The sequence below is a fragment of the Serratia oryzae genome, assembly GCF_001976145.1.
Classification (GTDB): domain Bacteria; phylum Pseudomonadota; class Gammaproteobacteria; order Enterobacterales; family Enterobacteriaceae; genus Chania; species Chania oryzae.
Window position 1 is genome coordinate 180827 of the sequence record NZ_MOXD01000002.1, and the last position, 18436, is coordinate 199262.

The 18436-nt window shown below is 55.8% G+C and carries 14 protein-coding genes; 7 read left to right on the top strand and 7 right to left on the bottom strand.

Going from position 1 to position 18436, the window contains the following annotated elements:
* The 4 genes from tssF to BMI79_RS04030 are packed head-to-tail and all read left to right on the top strand — an operon-like array spanning position 1 to position 6544.
* The gene (tssF, locus tag BMI79_RS04015) at positions 1–1887 is read left to right on the top strand and encodes a type VI secretion system baseplate subunit TssF (protein ID WP_076940659.1); all 1887 of its coding nucleotides are present in this window, start codon (positions 1–3) and stop codon (positions 1885–1887) included.
* On the top strand, positions 1884–2933 hold the full coding sequence (tssG, locus tag BMI79_RS04020) for a type VI secretion system baseplate subunit TssG (RefSeq protein ID WP_076940661.1): 1050 nt from the start codon (positions 1884–1886) through the stop codon (positions 2931–2933). Before tssF ends, tssG begins: the two co-directional genes overlap by 4 nt.
* A gap of 32 nt (positions 2934–2965) precedes the next feature.
* Complete coding sequence (tssH, locus tag BMI79_RS04025) at positions 2966–5584, top strand: type VI secretion system ATPase TssH (RefSeq protein WP_076940662.1); 2619 nt, start codon at positions 2966–2968, stop codon at positions 5582–5584.
* An 18-nt stretch (positions 5585–5602) separates the two neighbouring features.
* The gene (locus tag BMI79_RS04030; RefSeq protein ID WP_076940664.1) at positions 5603–6544 is read left to right on the top strand and encodes a serine/threonine protein kinase; all 942 of its coding nucleotides are present in this window, start codon (positions 5603–5605) and stop codon (positions 6542–6544) included.
* Here BMI79_RS04030 and BMI79_RS04035 read toward each other — a convergent pair.
* The 5 genes from BMI79_RS04035 to ppiB form a co-directional block, all read right to left on the bottom strand.
* Complete coding sequence (locus BMI79_RS04035) at positions 6537–7226, bottom strand: fimbrial biogenesis chaperone (RefSeq protein ID WP_083704359.1); 690 nt, start codon at positions 7224–7226, stop codon at positions 6537–6539. The genes BMI79_RS04030 and BMI79_RS04035 overlap by 8 nt on opposite strands.
* Before the next feature lie 173 nt (positions 7227–7399).
* Entirely contained in the window at positions 7400–8470 is a 1071-nt protein-coding gene (gene purK, locus BMI79_RS04040) for a 5-(carboxyamino)imidazole ribonucleotide synthase (RefSeq protein ID WP_076940666.1), read from the bottom strand.
* Positions 8467–8991 (bottom strand): 5-(carboxyamino)imidazole ribonucleotide mutase, encoded by a 525-nt coding sequence (gene purE, locus BMI79_RS04045; protein ID WP_076940668.1) that lies wholly within the window; start codon positions 8989–8991, stop codon positions 8467–8469. The genes purK and purE overlap by 4 nt, the downstream gene beginning before the upstream one ends.
* 130 nt (positions 8992–9121) lie before the next feature.
* Positions 9122–9844, bottom strand: coding sequence for a UDP-2,3-diacylglucosamine diphosphatase (locus tag BMI79_RS04050; protein ID WP_076940670.1), 723 nt, complete (start codon positions 9842–9844; stop codon positions 9122–9124).
* Positions 9845–9853: 9 nt separating this feature from the next.
* On the bottom strand, positions 9854–10348 hold the full coding sequence (gene ppiB / locus BMI79_RS04055; RefSeq protein ID WP_076940672.1) for a peptidylprolyl isomerase B: 495 nt from the start codon (positions 10346–10348) through the stop codon (positions 9854–9856).
* A gap of 234 nt (positions 10349–10582) precedes the next feature.
* Here ppiB and cysS point away from each other — a divergent pair, with 234 nt between their 5' ends.
* A complete protein-coding gene (cysS, locus tag BMI79_RS04060) occupies positions 10583–11968 on the top strand; it encodes a cysteine--tRNA ligase (protein WP_076940674.1) in 1386 nt (461 codons plus the stop codon).
* 75 nt (positions 11969–12043) lie between these two features.
* Here the strand turns inward: cysS and ybcJ are convergent, their stop codons facing one another.
* Positions 12044–12256: a ribosome-associated protein YbcJ gene (gene ybcJ / locus BMI79_RS04065; protein ID WP_076940676.1), complete on the bottom strand. Its 213-nt coding sequence runs from the start codon at positions 12254–12256 to the stop codon at positions 12044–12046.
* 11 nt (positions 12257–12267) lie between these two features.
* On the bottom strand, positions 12268–13134 hold the full coding sequence (folD, locus tag BMI79_RS04070; protein ID WP_076940677.1) for a bifunctional methylenetetrahydrofolate dehydrogenase/methenyltetrahydrofolate cyclohydrolase FolD: 867 nt from the start codon (positions 13132–13134) through the stop codon (positions 12268–12270).
* Positions 13135–13488: 354 nt separating this feature from the next.
* Here folD and BMI79_RS04075 point away from each other — a divergent pair, with 354 nt between their 5' ends.
* Complete coding sequence (locus BMI79_RS04075; RefSeq protein ID WP_076940679.1) at positions 13489–17208, top strand: DUF4132 domain-containing protein; 3720 nt, start codon at positions 13489–13491, stop codon at positions 17206–17208.
* A gap of 115 nt (positions 17209–17323) precedes the next feature.
* The gene (locus BMI79_RS04080) at positions 17324–18433 is read left to right on the top strand and encodes an ATP-binding protein (protein ID WP_076940681.1); all 1110 of its coding nucleotides are present in this window, start codon (positions 17324–17326) and stop codon (positions 18431–18433) included.
* Positions 18434–18436 lie beyond the last annotated feature (3 nt).

An 18436-nucleotide genomic window follows, 5' to 3' on the forward strand; every position in this document is an offset into this window, starting at 1 on the left:
ATGGACAGTAAACTGCTTGAGTACTATAACCGTGAGCTGCTCTATCTGCGCGAAATGGGCGCCGAGTTCGCCGAGAGCTACCCGAAAGTGGCGGGGCGTTTGGGGATGCAGGGGATCGACGTTGGCGATCCTTACGTCGAGCGCCTGATGGAAGGCTTTGCCTTTCTCACTTCGCGCATTCAACTGAAGATGGACGCGGAGTTCCCGCGTTTCTCGCAGCGGATGCTGGAGGTGATTTACCCTAACTACCTTTCGCCCACCCCGTCGATGGCGGTGGCCGAGCTGCACCCCGACGGCCGCAAGGGCAACATCAACGCCGGGTTTCTGGTGCCAAGGGGCACGGTGATGACCTGCGACACCTTCAGGAAGAACGGCATTGTCTGCAAATACCGCACCGCCCACGACGTGACGCTGTACCCGCTCAGTATCCGCCAGGTTGCGCTGGGGGCTTTGCCCGCCGATATCGTCAGCACCGCCAAGTTCAACCGCAACGCCAGCCGCCATGCGTTGCGCATCCGCCTGCGGCTGGACGATAACGTCACCTTTGACAGCCTGAACCTCGACAAGCTGATGTTTTACCTCAGCGGCCAGGATCTGGAAGCCATGCAGTTGCTGGAGCTGTTGATGCAGCACACCACCGGCATTATCTGCCAGCCGGTGGGGGCAGTTCTTGAGCAGCGCCATTATTTGCCGAAAGAGCATTTGCACCATGAGGGGTTCGACGCCGATCAGGCGCTGTTGCCCAACGATCTGCGCAACTTTGACGGTTATCGTCTGCTGCAAGAGTATTTTGCCTTTCCCGCCCGCTTCCGCTTTTTCAGCGTCTCTGGGCTGGCGGCGCTGTTTGGTGCGGGCAAAACGCAGCATGGCGATGTGCGCGAGTTTGAGATCGTTCTGCTGCTGGACAAAGAGCTACCGGCGTTGGCCAAACGCATTGACGCCAGCCACCTTGCGCTGCACTGCACGCCGGTGATCAACCTGTTCCCCAAGGTGGCGGAACGCATCACGCTGAATGACAAAAGCAACGAATACCATCTGGTGGTGGACAATATTCAGCCGTTGGATTTTGAGGTGTTCTCCGTGCAACGGCTGTGGGGAACCTCGGCCAACAGCCAGCAGGAGCAGGAATTCCGGCCGTTTTATTGCACCCAGGGGCGCGATGGGCAGAACTACGGTGCCTACTTCTCTTTGCGCCGCTCGCCGCGCCCGCCCTCGGTGCAGAGCCAGCGCCAAGGGGCGCGCAGCAGTTATTCCGGCTCGGAGGTGTTCCTGTCGCTGGTCGACGCCTATCACACCCCTTGGCGTAACGATCTGGAGTACATCACGGCGGAAGTGCTGGCGACCAATCGCGATCTGCCCCTGTTGCTGCAACGGCAGGAGGCGCTCTCTTTCGTGGTGGCCGACTCGATCCCGCTGCGTCAGGTTACCTTGAAAACGCCGCTGTCCCCGCCGCGCGAGGCGCTGGCGGAAGGCCGCATCTCCTGGGGGCTGATCAGCCAGCTGCAGTTGGATTATCTCAGCCTGATGGAAGGGGATGACGAGCAGGGCGCGCGGGCGCTGCGGGAACTGCTGACGCTGTACGCTAAGCTGGATGAACCGCAGATTACCAAGGAGATCAAAGGGGTGCAGCACTGCCGCCTGTCGCCTTCCTATCAGCGTGCGCCCGCGCCCGGGCCGATCGTGTTTTCACGCGGCGTGGCCATTGATCTGACCATTGATGAACAGGCATTTTCCGGCAGCACGCCATACCTGCTTGGCTGCGTGCTGGAGCGGTTGTTCAGCCGCATGGTAACGATGAACACCTTTGTCACTACCTCACTGAGCACCCCGCAGCGCGGTAAGATCGCCCAGTGGCGGCCGCGCATGGGCAGGAGAACCCTGATATGAATTCCGCCATGAAAGTGCGCAGCAGCCCGCGCCTGCCGGAGGATTTCTGGACCTCGCTCACCGAACACCCCTATGAGCACGATCTGTTCCAGATCCTGCGGCGCCTTGACGCGCAGGGCGGGCTCGATTGGCCGCTCGGGCGCGCGCCGCATCCGCGCCAGGAGCCGATACGCCTGGGGCAACAGCCTTCGCTGTCGTTCGCGCCCTCCACGCTGGCCAGCGCCGGGCCCGCCAGAAATGCGCCGTCATACCAGTTGCTGATCTACAGCTTCGGGCTGTTTGGCCCCAACGGCCCGCTGCCGCTGCATTTTACCGAATACGTGCGCGAGCGTTATCTGCACCATCAGGACCGGACGCTGCTCGACTTTATCAACCTGTTCCACCATCGCCTGATCCTGCTGTTTTACCGCGCCTGGGCCAACAGCCAGCCGACCGTGTCGCTCGATCGCGAAGACGATCGCTCCTTTACCCGCTACCTCTCCGCGCTGGTGGGGCTGGGCGTGGAGGGGCTACGCCCACGGGATAGCCTGCCTACCCACGCCAAGTATTTTATGGCGGGGCACCTGGTGCGGCAGGGGCGCGACGCCGAAGGGTTGGCGAAGATCCTGCGGCACTACTTTCAGGTGCCGGTACGCATTATAGAGAACATTCCCGTGTGGTTAGCCATCGCCCCGGAGCAGCAGACGCAACTGGTGGCGGGCCAGGCATTGCAACTGGGGCGCGACGCGTTTCTTGGCCGCGCGGTGCGCGACGTTCAGCACAAATTCCGCATTGAGCTGGGGCCGATGTCGCTGGCGGAGTATCACAGCTTTATGCCCGGCGGCCCGCAGGCGCTCGCGCTGCGCGACTGGGTGCGGCACTACCTCGGCATCGAATATATCTGGGATGTGCGCCTGATCCTGCGCAAGCAGGAAGTCAGCAGAACAGCGCTGAGCGGCGGGCAGCGCCTCGGGTTGAGTAGCTGGCTACGTGATGCCGAACATGACAACGATGCGGGTGAGCTGATTTTTTCACCTGAGCCCATCGAAGGGCAGTATTGCCATTGATATTCATTAAAACAAATCATTAAGGTGTAAGCATGAGAGAGATCAGCCGCGCAGTTCTGTTTGGCAAATTAAACGGCCTGTTACTCAGCAGCCTGGAAAACGCCACCTCATTTTGCAAACTCAGAGGCAACCCCTATGTGGAGTTGACCCACTGGATCCACCAGTTGCTACAGCACCCTGATGGCGACTGGCAGCAGATTATCCGCCACTTCGGCATCAATGCGGGCAAGCTGGGGGAAGATGTGGTCGCCGCTATCGATCGGCTGCCGCGCGGTGCCAGCTCGGTGTCGGATCTGTCGGAGCATATCGACAGCGCCGTCGAACGCTCTTGGCTCTTCAGTTCGCTGAAGTTCGGTGCCCAGCAGATCCGCGGCGGCCATCTGCTGCTGGGCATGCTCAATACCACCAATCTGCATAACCAACTGCTGGCGATTTCGCCCTGTTTCGCCCAGATCAGCAGTGAAAGCCTGTTGCAGCAGTTTGAGGCGATCCTGCTCTCTTCTTCTGAAACGGCGCTGGCTGCCGCGCAGAGCAGCACGGTGGCATCTCCCCGCAGCGGTGAAAGCATGCTTGAGCAATACGGCAGCAACCTGACGGAAAAAGCGCGCCGTGGCGAGCTGGATCCGGTGACCGGGCGTGATGAGGAGATCCGGCAAATCGTCGATATCCTGATGCGCCGCCGGCAGAACAACCCGTTGCTGACCGGCGAGGCGGGCGTGGGGAAAACCGCGGTGGTGGAAGGGCTGGCGGCCTATATCGCCGCGGGCGATGTGCCGCCGAAACTGCGCGACGTCACGCTGTATCAGCTGGATATGGGGATGTTGCAGGCGGGGGCGGGGGCCAAGGGCGAGTTCGAACAGCGCCTGCGGGCGGTGATTGACGAGGTGCAGTCCAGCCCGTCGCCGATCATTCTGTTCGTTGACGAAATCCACACGCTGATTGGCGCAGGCGGTGCGCAGGGCACCGGCGATGCCGCCAACCTGCTGAAACCGGCGCTGGCGCGGGGCCAGTTGCGCACCATCGGTGCCACCACCTGGTCGGAATATAAAAAATACATCGAAAAAGATCCGGCCCTGACCCGCCGCTTTCAGGTGGTGCAGGTGCTTGAGCCTGACGAAAGCAAAGCGGTGCTGATGCTGCGTCATCTGCGCCACACGCTGGAGCAGCATCACCAGATCATCCTGCTGGATGAGGCGGTGGAAGCGGCGGTGCGCCTGTCCCACCGTTATATCCCCGATCGCCAGTTGCCGGATAAAGCCATCAGCCTGCTGGATACCGCCTGCGCCAGGGTGGCGGTCAGCCAGCATGCCGAACCGGGCCGGGTGGAAAGCTGCCGCCGCCAGATCGAGGCGCTGGAAACCGAGCTGGAGGTGGCGGTGCGCGATGTGCGCATCGGTGCCGGTGACGCGCAGCGCCCGGATCAGATCCGGCAGCAGTTGGAGCAGGCCCGGCAGCGGCTGGCCGCCCTCAACGCCCGCTGGAACGACGAGCGGGTGCTGGTCAACGAAATCATCGAGCTGCGCGCCAAACTTTACCGCCCCGGCGAAATCGCGGATGACGAGGACGCCTGGCGCTCGAACCTCAACGAACTACAGCAACAGCTGGCCGTTTTGCAGGGGGACGATCCGCTGCTGTTTTCCTCGGTGGATGCCAACACCATCGCCTCGGTGGTGGCTGACTGGACAGGCATTCCGCTGGGCCGCATGATGAAGAATGAGGTGGAAGCGGTGCTCAAGCTGGCAGACAGCTTAAACGAGCGGGTGATCGGCCAGAAACATGGCCTTGAACTGATCGCCCGCCGCCTGATTACCTCGCGTGCCAGCCTGGACGATCCGAACAAGCCGATCGGGGTCTTTATGCTGTGCGGCCCTTCCGGCGTGGGGAAAACCGAAACCGCCCACGCGCTGGCAGAAAACTTCTACGGCGGGGAGCGCAATGTGATCACCATCAACATGAGCGAGTTTCAGGAGCCGCACACCGTCTCCACCCTGAAAGGGGCACCTCCGGGCTATGTGGGTTACGGCGAAGGGGGCGTACTGACCGAAGCGGTGCGTCGCCGCCCTTACAGCGTTATTTTGCTCGATGAGATCGAGAAAGCGCACTCCGACGTGCATGAAATTTTCTATCAGGTGTTCGATAAAGGCTGGATGGAAGATGGCGAAGGGCAACGCATCGATTTCCGCAACACCATCATCATTCTCACTTCTAATGTAGGCAGCGAGGTGGTGAACGCGCTGTGCGCCGATCCGGCCCTGTTGCCGGAATGCGATCAACTCACCGCCGCGCTGCGCGATACCCTGCTGCGCGCGTTTCCTGCCGCGCTGCTCGGCCGTTTGAACGTGATCCCTTACTATCCGCTGAGCGATACCGTGCTGGGGGATATTGTGAAGCTGCAGTTAGAGCGGATCCGCAAGCGCCTGCTGGAAAGCCACCACATGACCTGCTCGTTTGATGATGAGGTGATCCAACAGATCGTCAACCGCTGTACGGAAGTGGAATCCGGCGGGCGCATGGTGGATACCATTCTGACCAATACTCTGCTGCCGCAGATCAGCCACCGTTTGCTGAGCGCCAGCACCGAGCTGCAGCCGTTCCGCCACCTGCATATCAGCTATGCCAATAAGGCCTTTGCCTATGACTTCCGTGCGTAACCCTGCGGGGAGCGAACCGTGCTGACGGCCTATACAGGGTTAGCCACGGCGGTGTGCGGGGGCCGCGCTCAGGCGCTGCCTCCGGGCTATCGCTTTGCACAACTGGAGATTCAGCAGGCGATTGGCGAAGGTGGCTTCAGCATCGTTTATCAGGCGTTCGATCATCAGCAGCAACGTTTCGCCGCCGTTAAGGAATATATTCCTACCACGATCGCAGAGCGAAATGCTGAAGGCGTGGTTGTGCCGCGTAACCCGTTCCTGCTGCCGACCTTCAACGCCGGGCGGGATTACTTTTGCCAGGAAGCCAAAATACTCGGCAGCCTTGCGCACCCCGGCATACCGCCGCTTTGGGATTTCTGGCAGGCGAATGGCAGCGCCTATATCAGCACGCCACTTTACGGTGGCACCACCCTGAAGAAACGCTATGCGCAACACCCCGCACTGGTGACCGAAACCTGGCTCAGAAGGCTGCTGGCTTCGCTGCTGCCTACCGTTGCGGCGGTACACCGTCAGGGCTGCCTGCACCGGGATATTTCGTGGGATAACATACAGATTGCGGAACATCAGTGGCCAATTCTGTTAGATTTCGGCTCCGCCTGCTTCTGGGCTACGGGGGGCGCAAGAGAAACCAACATCGTGCTAAAGCCCGGGTTCTCGCCGGTGGAACTCTATTGCAACAGCGGCGGTTACGCCCACGGCCCTTGGTCGGATATCTATGCCATCGGTGCGCTGCTGGCTACGCTTATTACCGGCCGCCTACCGCCGGTCAGCCTGACGCGCTCGATTGAAGACCGCTATCAGCCGTTGGCGCAGTGCGGCCCAGCCGGCTATTCCCAACGGTTTTTGCGGGCCATCGACGCTGCGCTTGAGGTTCACCCCGCCGATCGGCCGCAGGATATCGCCGCCTTTGCCCGGTTATTGGCGATCGACCTGCACGGCCAGGCCTGCGTGATTACTTAACGAACGCCTCGAAGGGGATGATGGCTCCGTAGTCATTAACGAAGCTGCCGCTGACCTTGCTGCCCGCATGGCCCGGCAGAGTGAACACCTGGGTAGAACGTGGGGCGATCATCGCTCCTTCGAGTTTTTTGCCATTCACCGACAGATAGGCGAAAGAGACATAGTATGGCGTCGGGTTGTTGGCCAGCAGGTTGCTGTCTTGGGTGCTCCAGGTAAGCACCTTGATGGTATCGTTGGCACTGCCTTGCAAGCTCGCCGGGCGATAGAACAGCTTGATGCGGTTACGTAAGACGAGCTGCACGCGGTTGTTGTCGTCTTTGGCGGGGACTTCCTGCACGTTCAGCCAAAACAGGGATTCTCTGTCTATCGGAAGGTTGTTACCGGTATAGATGAGGCGCAGCCGCTGGCCTTTACCGGGATCGACACGGCTGATCAGCGGGCTTAACAGAAACGGGACTTTGATGGTTGCAGGTTTGGCGTCGGCATTGCCGTCATCAATCCAGTTTTGCAGCACCACCGATGTTGTCCCCACATTATCGACCTGAAGGCTGACGTCTTTGGAGTCCGACAGATAAATTACGCGGGTGCCGTTCAGCGCGACACTGGCCGGAGCAGCGCAGCTGAACAGGGCGAGCATGGCAAAAGTACAAGCCTGACGCATAGTGGGCGAAAAAAGTTTCATAGAACACTCCTGACGCAGAGGCTGGGGTGGTTACTGAATAGAATAGACCACGCTGGGTTTTGTAAAGCTGCGGTGAAGGGGGGATTACCCCCTTAAAGGAGGCGATTGGCTATACCCGTCATACTTTAGGTGGCGACGTATTTAGGGTACAGCCTGAATCTGTGGGAGGAGAATTACCGGTTTAACCTCTGCTGCGCCCAGGCCAAGCCACTTTGATACTCGGCTGGCAGCAAGGGAGCCAAGGCTTGCAATGCCTGCTGCAACGACGCGCTGTTGGGATCGTTAAGGTTCAGGTGCCCCACCTTACGGCCAGTGCGTACCTCTTTCTCATACCAATGCAGATGCACCAAGGGCAGAGCCAGCCATTGCAGATTGACTGCGGTGCCAATCAGGTTGACCATCACCGATGGCGTATTGACTACCGGTGTCGGCAACGGCAAGCCGAGGATAGCGCGCAAATGCAGCTCAAACTGGCTGATCGACGCACCGTTCTGCGTCCAGTGCCCGCTGTTGTGCACCCGCGGTGCCAGTTCGTTAATCAACAGGCGATCGCCGACGATAAAGCACTCCATTGCCATCACGCCAACGTAGTTCAGCTCATTTAGGATTGCCGACAGCATCTGCTCGGCCTGCTGCTGCAGCGCCGGGTTGGGCTGCGGCAGAACCACGCTGGTGCGCAGGATGCCGTCTTCATGCAGATTGTGGGTCAACGGGTAGAACACCGGCCGGCCATCATGGCCGCGCGCGCCCACCAGAGACACTTCGCCAGAGAAATTAATCCCCTGCTCAACAATGCATTCGCCGTAGGCATCGGCCGGTAATTCGCTTTCCTGGCCTGGGCGCAGGCGCCACTGGCCACGGCCGTCGTAGCCACCGACGCGGCGTTTGACGATCGCCAACTCCCCTAAATTCGCAAACACCTGCGGCCATTGGTCCTGGCTTGCCAGCAGTTGCCACGGGGCGGTTGCCAGATTAAGTTGATCGAGCAGCTGTTTTTGCGTCAGGCGATCGGCCAAGCGCGGGAAGATATCGCGGTTGACGAAGCTGCTGTGGGTGGCGAGTTCACGCGTCAGCGCGGTTTCCGGCCAACGTTCGATCTCTGCGGTGATCACGCTGTTCTGATAGGGCACCGCTTCCGGCTCGGCATCAAGGCCCACCGGATACACCGCTATGCCCAGAGGTTCGCCAGCCTGGCGCAGCATGCGCCCCAGTTGGCCGTTACCCAGTACGCAAACCGGCTTCATGCTTCCTCCCGCGGGTCTGGGTGGTTCAGTACCTCATCGGTCTGCGCCTGACGCCAGGCGGCCAGACGCTGGGCCAGCGCGGCATCGTGCAGCGCCAGGATCTGTGCCGCCAGCAGCCCGGCGTTGGCCGCACCGGCCTTGCCAATCGCCAGCGTGCCGACAGGGATCCCGCGTGGCATCTGTACGATCGAATACAGGCTATCGACACCGCTCAAGGCGGCGCTTTGTACCGGAACACCCAGCACCGGCACCAGCGTTTTTGCTGCCAACATGCCCGGCAGGTGCGCAGCCCCTCCGGCACCGGCGATGATCACGTCAAAACCGATAGCGCTGGCGTGCTCGGCAAAGCTGAACAGTTTGTCTGGCGTGCGATGGGCGGAGACGACTTCGACATGGTACGGGACATCAAGCATGGTCAGGACTTCGGCCGCGAACTGCATGGTGGCCCAGTCACTTTTTGATCCCATTACAATTGCGATTTTAACCTCAGCGTTACTGGCTGAAGCAGCGTTGGCTCCCATGGGGTATGGCTCCTGTCGTTGTACAGAGGTCGGCCCGGCAGGCCGGATGAGGGCGTAGAGCATATCATGGGGGCACAGCGAGGAAAACGGTTGCGTCGCGGGTTTTTGCTGCCAACGAACCGGCAAGATGTCAGAAAGGGAATTGAATCAGCTCAACGGCATCGGGCGTGACTTTGATCATTGAGCCCTCCTCGTGCCAGGCCCCTAGCACCGCACGTTGGGCGTTGCCGGTGCTTAGCGCCAGCGAGTGTATTGCCGGGCGATGGGTGTGCCCGTGGATCAGCCAGTGCACGTTATTGCGCAGCAGCGCTTGCTCAACGGCCTGCGGGTTGACGTCCATGATCGCGGCAGACTTGTGCTGATTGCTCTGCTGGCTGCGCGCGCGCATTTGGGCGGCGATCTTCAAACGCCAGCGCAGCGGCAAGGCCAGGAACAGTTTCTGGATCCAGGTGTTATGCACCTTACGGCGGAATTCCTGATAGGCCTGATCGTCGGTACACAGGGTATCGCCGTGCATGATCAGGACTCTGCGGCCATACAGATCAACCACCTGTTGCTCCGGCAGCAGGATCATGCCGCTGGCCTGGGCGAAACGCTCGCCGAGCAGGAAATCGCGGTTGCCGTGGATAAAGTAGCAAGGGGTGCCCGCCGATCGCAGCGCGTTTAGCGCGGCGGCGATCTCTGCGTGCAACGGCTCAGGATCGTCGTCACCAATCCAGGCTTCGAACAGATCGCCCAGAATGTATAACGCGTCGGCGTGAACGGCTTCACGCTGTAAAAAACGCAGAAAACCGGCAGTGATTGCCGGTTCCTGTGCGCATAAATGCAGGTCTGCGATAAACAGCGTGCTCATGCGGCGCGATTACTCGCTGACGGTGACGCGGGTGATCACCACATCTTCCACCGGTACGTCCTGGTGCATGCCGCTGCGGCCGGTTTTCACGCCTTTGATTTTGTCGACCACGTCCATCCCTTCGGCCACTTCGGCGAATACGCAGTAACCCCAACCCTGCGCGTTTTCACCACGGAAGTTCAGGAAGTCGTTATCCACCACGTTGATGAAGAACTGTGCGGTCGCAGAGTGCGGATCGTTAGTACGCGCCATCGCCAGGGTGCCACGGGTGTTTTTCAGGCCGTTGTTGGCTTCGTTTTTGATGGTGGCTTTGGTGTCTTTCTGACGCATACCGGGTTCAAAACCACCGCCCTGCACCATAAAACCGTTAATCACACGGTGGAAGATGGTGTTGTCGTAAAAACCCTCACGGCAGTAGCTCAGGAAGTTTTCAACGGTAACCGGCGCTTGGTCTGCGAAGGTTTTGATAACGATGTCGCCGTGATTGGTGTGGAAAGTAACCATAGTTTTTAGTCCTAACAATGAAGTGATATGCCATATGACGTTAGCGATCAGACCGGCTTTATAACATATCTCAATGAGTGAGTCAGCAAGCGAACCCTTGGGCGGAACTCTGATTTTATGCCGCTTTCTGCCGCTGAAATCAGCAATCCTTGGCCTTAACCTTGCATTGCCGCCGCCTTCGGGTTTCAATACGTGGGTTAACCCGATCAACATTGCACACCACGGAATGCCCTGATGCTAAAGATCTTCAATACCCTGAGTCGTCAAAAAGAGGAATTCAAACCTATTCATGCCGGTAAAGTGGGCATGTACGTGTGCGGGGTAACCATTTATGACCTGTGTCATATCGGCCACGGGCGTACCTTTGTGGCGTTTGACGTGGTGGCGCGTTATCTGCGTTATCTCGGCTATTCGCTCAACTACGTGCGCAACGTCACCGATGTGGACGACAAAATTATCCGCCGCGCGGCAGAGAACGGCGAAACCTGCGATCAACTGACCACGCGGATGCTGGCAGAGATGCATGCGGATTTTGACGCGTTGCTGATCGAGCGCCCGGATCTGGAACCGCGCGCTACGCACCATATCAATGAAATTATCGACATCACCGAGCGTTTGATCGCGCGTGGGCATGCCTATGTCGCCAGCAACGGCGATGTGATGTTCTCTATCGACAGCGATCCGGACTATGGCCTGCTGTCACGCCAGGATCTGGAGCAGTTGCAGGCCGGGGCGCGCGTTGAAGTAGATGACGTGAAACGTAACCCGATGGACTTCGTGCTGTGGAAGATGTCCAAGCCCGGCGAACCGAGCTGGGAATCCCCGTGGGGCCCAGGCCGCCCAGGCTGGCACATTGAGTGTTCGGCGATGAACGGTAAACAGCTCGGCACCCATTTCGACATCCATGGCGGCGGTTCCGATCTGATGTTCCCGCACCATGAGAACGAAATCGCCCAGTCCAGCTGTGCGCATGACGGCCCGTACGTCAACTACTGGATGCACTCCGGTATGGTGATGATCGATAAAGAGAAGATGTCCAAGTCATTGAACAACTTCTTCACCATTCGCGACGTGCTGGCGTATTACGATGCAGAAACCGTGCGTTATTTCCTGATGTCTGGCCACTATCGCAGCCAACTGAACTACAGCGAAGAGAACCTGAAGCAGGCGCGTGCCTCGCTGGAGCGCTTGTACACCGCGCTGCGCGGCACCGATGTTAACGCGCAGCCTGCGGGTGGCGAAGCCTTTGAAGCCCGCTTCCGCGAAGCGATGGACGACGACTTCAATACGCCGGAAGCTTACTCCGCGCTGTTTGATCTGGCGCGTGAAGTGAACCGCCTGAAGAGCGAAGATCTGGCGGCGGCTAACGGGCTGGCGGCTGAGCTGCGCAAGCTGGCGAAGGTGTTGGGCCTGCTGCAGCAGGATCCAGAACAGTTTCTGCAAAGCGGTGCGCAAACCGACGATGGCGAAGTGGCCGAAATTGAAGCACTCATCAAGCAGCGTAACGATGCGCGTAAAGCCAAAGACTGGGCCATGGCCGATGCGGCGCGCGACCGTTTGAATGAGATGAATATCGTGCTGGAAGATGGCCCACAGGGGACGACCTGGCGCCGTAAATAGCATTAGCAGCAAGACAAGATGCTAAAAAAGCCGGGGAGCGTGAGCCACCCGGCTTTCTTTTGGCTGCTTGAACGATCAGGCTTTGACCATGACGTTCATGCCTTTATAGCTGACCTTCTGGCCGTCGACGATCTTGCAGCGCTTGCGTGTTTCTACCTGACCGTTAACTTTAACGAGCCCTTCGGCGATCGCCTCTTTGGCGGCGCCGCCGCTTTCACACCAGCCCTGAAACTTCAGCAGATCGCACAGCTCGACGTGAGGGTGATTTTCCAGATTAAAAATTTCCATACTGCCTTAACTTATTTAGGTTGAACGTCGTGATATTCCTCGCAGGCTTGCAAGGTATTTTGGATCAGCGTAGCCACGGTCATCGGGCCAACGCCACCGGGAACCGGGGTAATGTAGGACGCACGCTGGCTCGCGGCTGCGAAGTCCACGTCGCCGACCACTTTACCACTTTCCAGGCGGTTGATGCCGACATCGATCACGATCGCACCCGGTTTGATCCACTCCCCCGGAATAAAGCCCGGCTTACCAACCGCGACGATCAGCAGATCGGCATGTTCGATATGGTGGCGCAGGTTTTTGGTGAAGCGATGAGTGACGGTGGTGGTGCAACCGGCCAGTAACAGTTCCATGCTCATCGGGCGGCCGACGATGTTGGAAGCCCCGACCACCACGGCGTTCAGGCCGTAAGCATCGATGTTGTAGCGCTCGAGCAGGGTGACAATGCCGCGCGGGGTGCAAGGACGCAGCTTCGGCGCGCGCTGGCACAGGCGGCCAACGTTGTAAGGGTGAAAGCCGTCCACGTCTTTATCCGGGTGGATACGCTCCAGCACTTTGACATTGTCGATCCCGGCGGGGAGGGGAAGTTGCACCAGGATGCCGTCAATTTCACGATCGGCATTCAGCTTATCGATCAACGCCAGCAGCTCAGGCTCGGTGGTGGTGGCGGGCAGATCGTAAGAGCGAGAGATAAAGCCCACTTCTTCACAGGCTTTGCGCTTACTGGCGACATAAATCTGCGAGGCCGGATTCTCACCAACCAGCACCACCGCCAGGCCCGGAGCACGCTTGCCTGCCGCCAGACGTTGTTTAACTTGCTCAGCCACTTCGTTTCTAACCTGCTGCGCAATCGTTTTACCATCAATAATCTTTGCTGCCATCAGTGAGGAAATCCATCATTTAAGAAAAGCGGGGATGTGGCTATTTTGTCAGAAGAGAGGCGCGCTGTCAGGCGTTGAATCAGGGTTATACCGAGAATGGGTCAACGATTGCGTGGCGATTTATGCTTTTTAGCATCAACAGTATGATCCTCTGCACCTTTTTCTTTTGAACATCATGGTATTGGTTAGAAATTAGCGCGGGCATGGGCTGGTAGTGGGGGCCTGTGCTTTGACGCCAAGCCACCGCTCACCGATGAGCGTAGGGTAGGGCTTTTCATTAAATAGTCTTGGTTGTTTGAGTTGCGTTTGATGTGATAAAATACTGTTTATTTATACATGTTTAAAGGGATGTTCATGTTAAAGAAAATTATTAATGCCCTTTCTATCTTTGGTAAAAACGATATTTCAGCTACCGAGAAACTGCTGCAAGAAGCACTGCTCCCTCTCGCAGGCTTAGATAAATCGCTACCCCAAAAAACATTACAGTATGTCGTTGATGGCTCAAATAGCGATGTGCTTTTTACAATGAATAACCTTGATGCAGAGCTCGCCGTAGCGCTATTACAATCGCCAGGGGCGGTAGAGTGGTGGTCCCGCAGTCATACTAATACTGAACGATATAATAAAATTATAAAGCAAGGGGTTAATGCCCGCCATAAACTTTATGGCAAGCTAGGCGACTCTTTCAGCAGTGAGCAACTGGTGCGCTTTGCTAAAGTGCTGGCAAGTGCGTGTCAGGATATCAATATTAAAATATTTACGGCTGAACTGCCTAGTTGGGTACTTTATTTATTAGGGGACGCATTTAAAACGACATTTAGCGATAACTCAAAATTGAGTTTTGAACAACGCAAGGGATGGAGCCTAAAATTACTGGCTGACATCATTAGTAAAGAGACAGATAAACCGGGTGAGTATATTCTATTTGCACTTTTTGATCGCCAGGAAATAAGTTCATACTATGTTGACGGTCTGGACTATCTGTTAAAATTGCCGGATGTCTCAGCCTATATACAGGAACAGCAAGAGTTTGTCAGAAGTATATTAATTAACAAGCTGTCGACCAGTGGTTTAATTAAGCTGGTTAATTATTTGAGTAATAATACTGTTTTACGTGATATATTTCCTGATGTTATTGTTGGCCTCGCAGCGAGTTCCCATAAAAAAGTGAGCAGCGCCGCAGTTCCAATACTGAGTACGCTACCTGCAGCTTGTGTTAAGCAACACCTGGCTGCCCTGTTATTAGAGGGAGCACCAAAACAGCGCTCCCTGGCAGCCGATCTCTTAGCACGACGTGGTGAAAATCAGGATGTGCTTAATCAGGCATTAAAAACCGAAACCAGCAAAACGGTGATTAAAAGCATTGAAAGCGCATTGCAACGCTTCAGCGTTGTTGAAAATGCCAATAGCTTACAAGAAACCACTTTGCCACCGTTTGAGCCGTTACCTGATACACTGTTGCCGGACACTGCAAAGGATCTGTTGGCCAATAATTATCAAGAGATGTTAGCCGATGCGCGCGTTCGAGCCGAAGAGGAAATTGAAGAAAATAAAACAGCCAAACATCGCTATCATTGGGCGCAGGATAATTATAAGCAATTAAGCAAGTTGAGCGAAAACGATTGCCGATTGTTAATTGATAAACTAAACAGCGGTAAGTGGAGTTCTGCTCGTAACGTATTGCAGGTTATTCATCATAAGAATCGGCTTTTTAATTTACCTGACTGTACGCTGTTTCATTACATTCGCGTGTTTTCAGATAAGAATGGCTACATCAACAGCTATCAATATAATAACATTCCAAGGCGGTTGATCGCGGATATAGAATTACGCCATCTGGAAGATGTATTACGCCGTTGTCAATCGCCTAATCCAGCAAGGCAAATTGCAGAGTTGTGCTTGTCCGCTTATGGCAGTGGGCTGGAGCTTTTCCCAAGGGCGGAGCAGATTTGGCCGTTTTTTATTCAGCACCCTGATTTCATTGCCGAAGCACTAAACTTAATACCTAATCCTGAACCGAATAGTCGTTCTGAGTTTATCCTTGCGAAAGCGCTCAGTGTGCTTGCTACTTATCCTTCGATCCCTGCTCAGTTTGTGCCACGTATTATGGAACTGGCGCTGGGTGAAAATAAGACATATCGTATCTCTGCACAAAAACTATTGGAATCACTGCCTAAAATTTATGAAAGCGCCCAAGAGGCGCTGCTTTCGGGTAAGCAAGAAATTCGCATTACCGCAATTGACTGGCTCGTTCGGCTGAAACATCCTGATTCTGTCGCACACCTCTACGCCCTGTTGAAAAAAGAGAAGAAGGAAATCGTCCAGGCGGCATTGTTAACCGCGCTTGAAAAATTTGGCGAAGATATTTCAGCTTATCTCTCGCCCGAGGTCTTGCTTGCCGAAGCGCATTCCGGGCTCAAGGCGAAAGTTCCCGCCAGCCTTGCAGCGTGGTTTAATTTTGACACGCTGCCCGTTTTTTATTGGGAAAACAAACAGCCTGTCAATGCCGATATTATCCGCTGGTGGATAATCTTGGCTGTAAAATTAAAGAATCCGTCAGGCAATGCGCTGCTGCAGCGTTATGTCGGCCTGCTGGCTAAAGAAAGCCAGCAAAGATTGGCAGAACAGATCCTGTACCGTTTTATTACACAAGACACCCTCTGCCCCTCCCTTGAGCAAGCGATGGCGGAGGCTCAACGTGATGCTCCTGCCAAATTGGCCATGTATAAAGGATGGGCAAAATCATACCCAGAATATTACTCGCAATATGAAAACTACACGCTGGAGAAAGTGATTGAAGAGATTAAGAACGAGGTCCTAAAGCGTTACCTGGGCTCTGCAATCAGTGATAAAGGCATGCTTGCTCTGGTATGCGGTATTGAAGGGCACATTGCTGTTACGGTATTGCGTAATTATATGCGCGATCACTACCCACGCCGCAGTCAAATAGAAGCGATGATTGAAGCGGTTTCGGTTAATAACGATCCCGTGATTATCCAGCTATTGCTCTCTCTTGCGCGCCGCTATCGTACCGCTTCTGTTCAAGAAAAAGCCCGGTTGCTTGTCGAACACATTGCAGAACGCAATGGTTGGAGTACTGATGAATTAGCCGACCGGACGATTCCAACAGCAGGCTTGGATGAATCAGGAACGCTGGTGCTGGAATACGGTGAACGCACGTTCACGGCCAGGTTGGATGCCAAGCATAAAATGGTCTTATTAAATCCGGAAGGAAAAGAGATCGCTGCTCTCCCTGCGGCACGTAAAAACGACAATGAAGAGCAGATCAAAGAAGCCAAAAAACTGTTTAGCGCCAGTAAAAAAGAGTTGAAACAGGTTCTTGAGCTGCAAACCCATCGCCTGTACGAAGCGATGTGTGCACAACGTGAATGGACGAGTTCTGACTGGCAGGAGTATCTCTTTGCCCATCCGGTGATGCGCCGGCTTATGGAGCAGCTTGTTTGGCAGGAACTGCGTGACGGTGAGGTGATTAATCAGTTCCGTCCCTCTGATGATGGTTGTCTGTTGGATCTTAACGATGATGAAGTGACGTTAAGTTCGGTGTCGACTATCCGTTTAGCGCATGCGGCACTGGTTAGCGAGGACGATCGCAAAGCCTGGTTGGCACATTTCAAAGATTACAAAATCAAATTCCTTTTCGCGCAAATGACGAACAGCCTGCCGGAGTTGGATCTGGCACTGACAGAGGTTGATAATCGCAAAGGGTGGATCACGGATACCTTCACACTGCGCGGGGTTCTCACTAAATTGGGCTACCAGCGTGGGCCAGCGGAAGATGGCGGCTCATTCAGTCACTATTACAAATATTTCTCCAGCTTGGGCTGCTATGTCAACATTGGGTTTAGCGGCAGCTTTGTGCCTGAAGAGAATATACCGGCGGTGTTGTTTGATTTGAGCTTTGAACAGGGGCAGCAAAGCTATTGGAATCGCAGCAACGTGCCGTTGAAGTCTGTGCCACCGATTTTATTGGCTGAGAGTTATGCTGATTACTTAAAAGTCGCTGAAGCCTGTACGGGATTTGATCCCGAATGGCAAAAGAAAACGCCGTGGTGACCATCGTTCATGAAGTTTAGAGCAGGTATAGCCAGCAGGGGAGAGCACCGCCCTGCTTGGCCAATTCCATCGCAGCGATATCGCTCTTTTTCAGCCACCGTAGCAGGAAACCTTTATGTCACAACAATCGTTATCAACAACCGCCGTGATCCGAGAAAGCGCCGAAGTGCGTTTTGCCGATGAGTTGCAGCGTTTAACGCTGGCAGATAAAGACAATCCAAAACCGCAGGGTTGGTTACGTTCCCCCCGCGCCGTTCGGCGTTTTATTCTTGGGGATGATGAGTTAAAGATTTCGCAAAAATTCTTTGGCGACGATGCTCTGATCGATCGCGCCATCGTGACCCTGTTAGGCCGACAGGGATTGATGTTGGTGGGGGAGCCGGGCACGGCAAAATCCATGCTGTCGGAATTGTTCGCTGCGGCAATCAGCGGTGATTCGGGCTTGACCATTCAAGGCACGGCAGGGACAACGGAAGATCACATCAAATACTCATGGAACTACGCCTTGTTACTGGCAGAAGGGCCGACTCAGCGGGCTTTGGTCAGTTCGCCACTTTACCAGGGCATGGTTCAGGGAAAAATGGTGCGCTTCGAAGAGATAACGCGCTGCCCACCTGAAATTCAAGATGTTCTGGTTTCCTTGATGTCAGAAAAGCAGATGATGATTCCAGAAATGGGGGAAGGGGCTCGGGTCAGCGCCTGCCCGGGGTTTAACCTGATTGCCACGGCCAACTTGCGTGACCGGGGTGTTCATGAAATGTCTGCAGCGCTGAAGCGTCGCTTTAATTTTGAAACAGTGCGGCCGATTCAAGATCCTGCCTTTGAAATTGAATTGATCAACATGCAACTCAAGCGTGAGCTAGGTGATTTAACCAATACGATCGCCATTCCAGAGAATGTCATCGAACTGTTGGTGACCACTTTCCAGGAGTTGCGTTCCGGCAATACGCGCGACGGCGGTAATATCCAAACGCCGGATGCGGTAATGTCGTCGGCAGAAGCCGTGAATATTGCCTATGCCTGTGCATTAGAAGCCCACTACCTCGGTGATGGCGTGCTGAATGCAGGGGCCGTTGCCCGGCAGCTGATTGGTGTCGTCTTGAAAGACAATGCGGATGATATCAAGCGGATCCGTTATTACATGGATAACGTGGCTCGCGAGCGCGCCCGCCACAGTGACGTGTGGAAAGCCTTCTTTAATGCTTCTAAGGAATTTTGGCGCTAGAAG

Coding starts and splice junctions, on each gene's coding strand:
- tssF (WP_076940659.1), top strand. CDS start 1: ATGGACAGTAAACTGCTTGAGTACTATAACCGTGAGCTGCTCTATCTG.
- tssG (WP_076940661.1), top strand. CDS start 1,884: ATGAATTCCGCCATGAAAGTGCGCAGCAGCCCGCGCCTGCCGGAGGAT.
- tssH (WP_076940662.1), top strand. CDS start 2,966: ATGAGAGAGATCAGCCGCGCAGTTCTGTTTGGCAAATTAAACGGCCTG.
- BMI79_RS04035 (WP_083704359.1), bottom strand. CDS start 7,226: ATGAAACTTTTTTCGCCCACTATGCGTCAGGCTTGTACTTTTGCCATG.
- purK (WP_076940666.1), bottom strand. CDS start 8,470: ATGAAGCCGGTTTGCGTACTGGGTAACGGCCAACTGGGGCGCATGCTG.
- purE (WP_076940668.1), bottom strand. CDS start 8,991: ATGGGAGCCAACGCTGCTTCAGCCAGTAACGCTGAGGTTAAAATCGCA.
- BMI79_RS04050 (WP_076940670.1), bottom strand. CDS start 9,844: ATGAGCACGCTGTTTATCGCAGACCTGCATTTATGCGCACAGGAACCG.
- ppiB (WP_076940672.1), bottom strand. CDS start 10,348: ATGGTTACTTTCCACACCAATCACGGCGACATCGTTATCAAAACCTTC.
- cysS (WP_076940674.1), top strand. CDS start 10,583: ATGCTAAAGATCTTCAATACCCTGAGTCGTCAAAAAGAGGAATTCAAA.
- ybcJ (WP_076940676.1), bottom strand. CDS start 12,256: ATGGAAATTTTTAATCTGGAAAATCACCCTCACGTCGAGCTGTGCGAT.
- folD (WP_076940677.1), bottom strand. CDS start 13,134: ATGGCAGCAAAGATTATTGATGGTAAAACGATTGCGCAGCAGGTTAGA.
- BMI79_RS04075 (WP_076940679.1), top strand. CDS start 13,489: ATGTTAAAGAAAATTATTAATGCCCTTTCTATCTTTGGTAAAAACGAT.
- BMI79_RS04080 (WP_076940681.1), top strand. CDS start 17,324: ATGTCACAACAATCGTTATCAACAACCGCCGTGATCCGAGAAAGCGCC.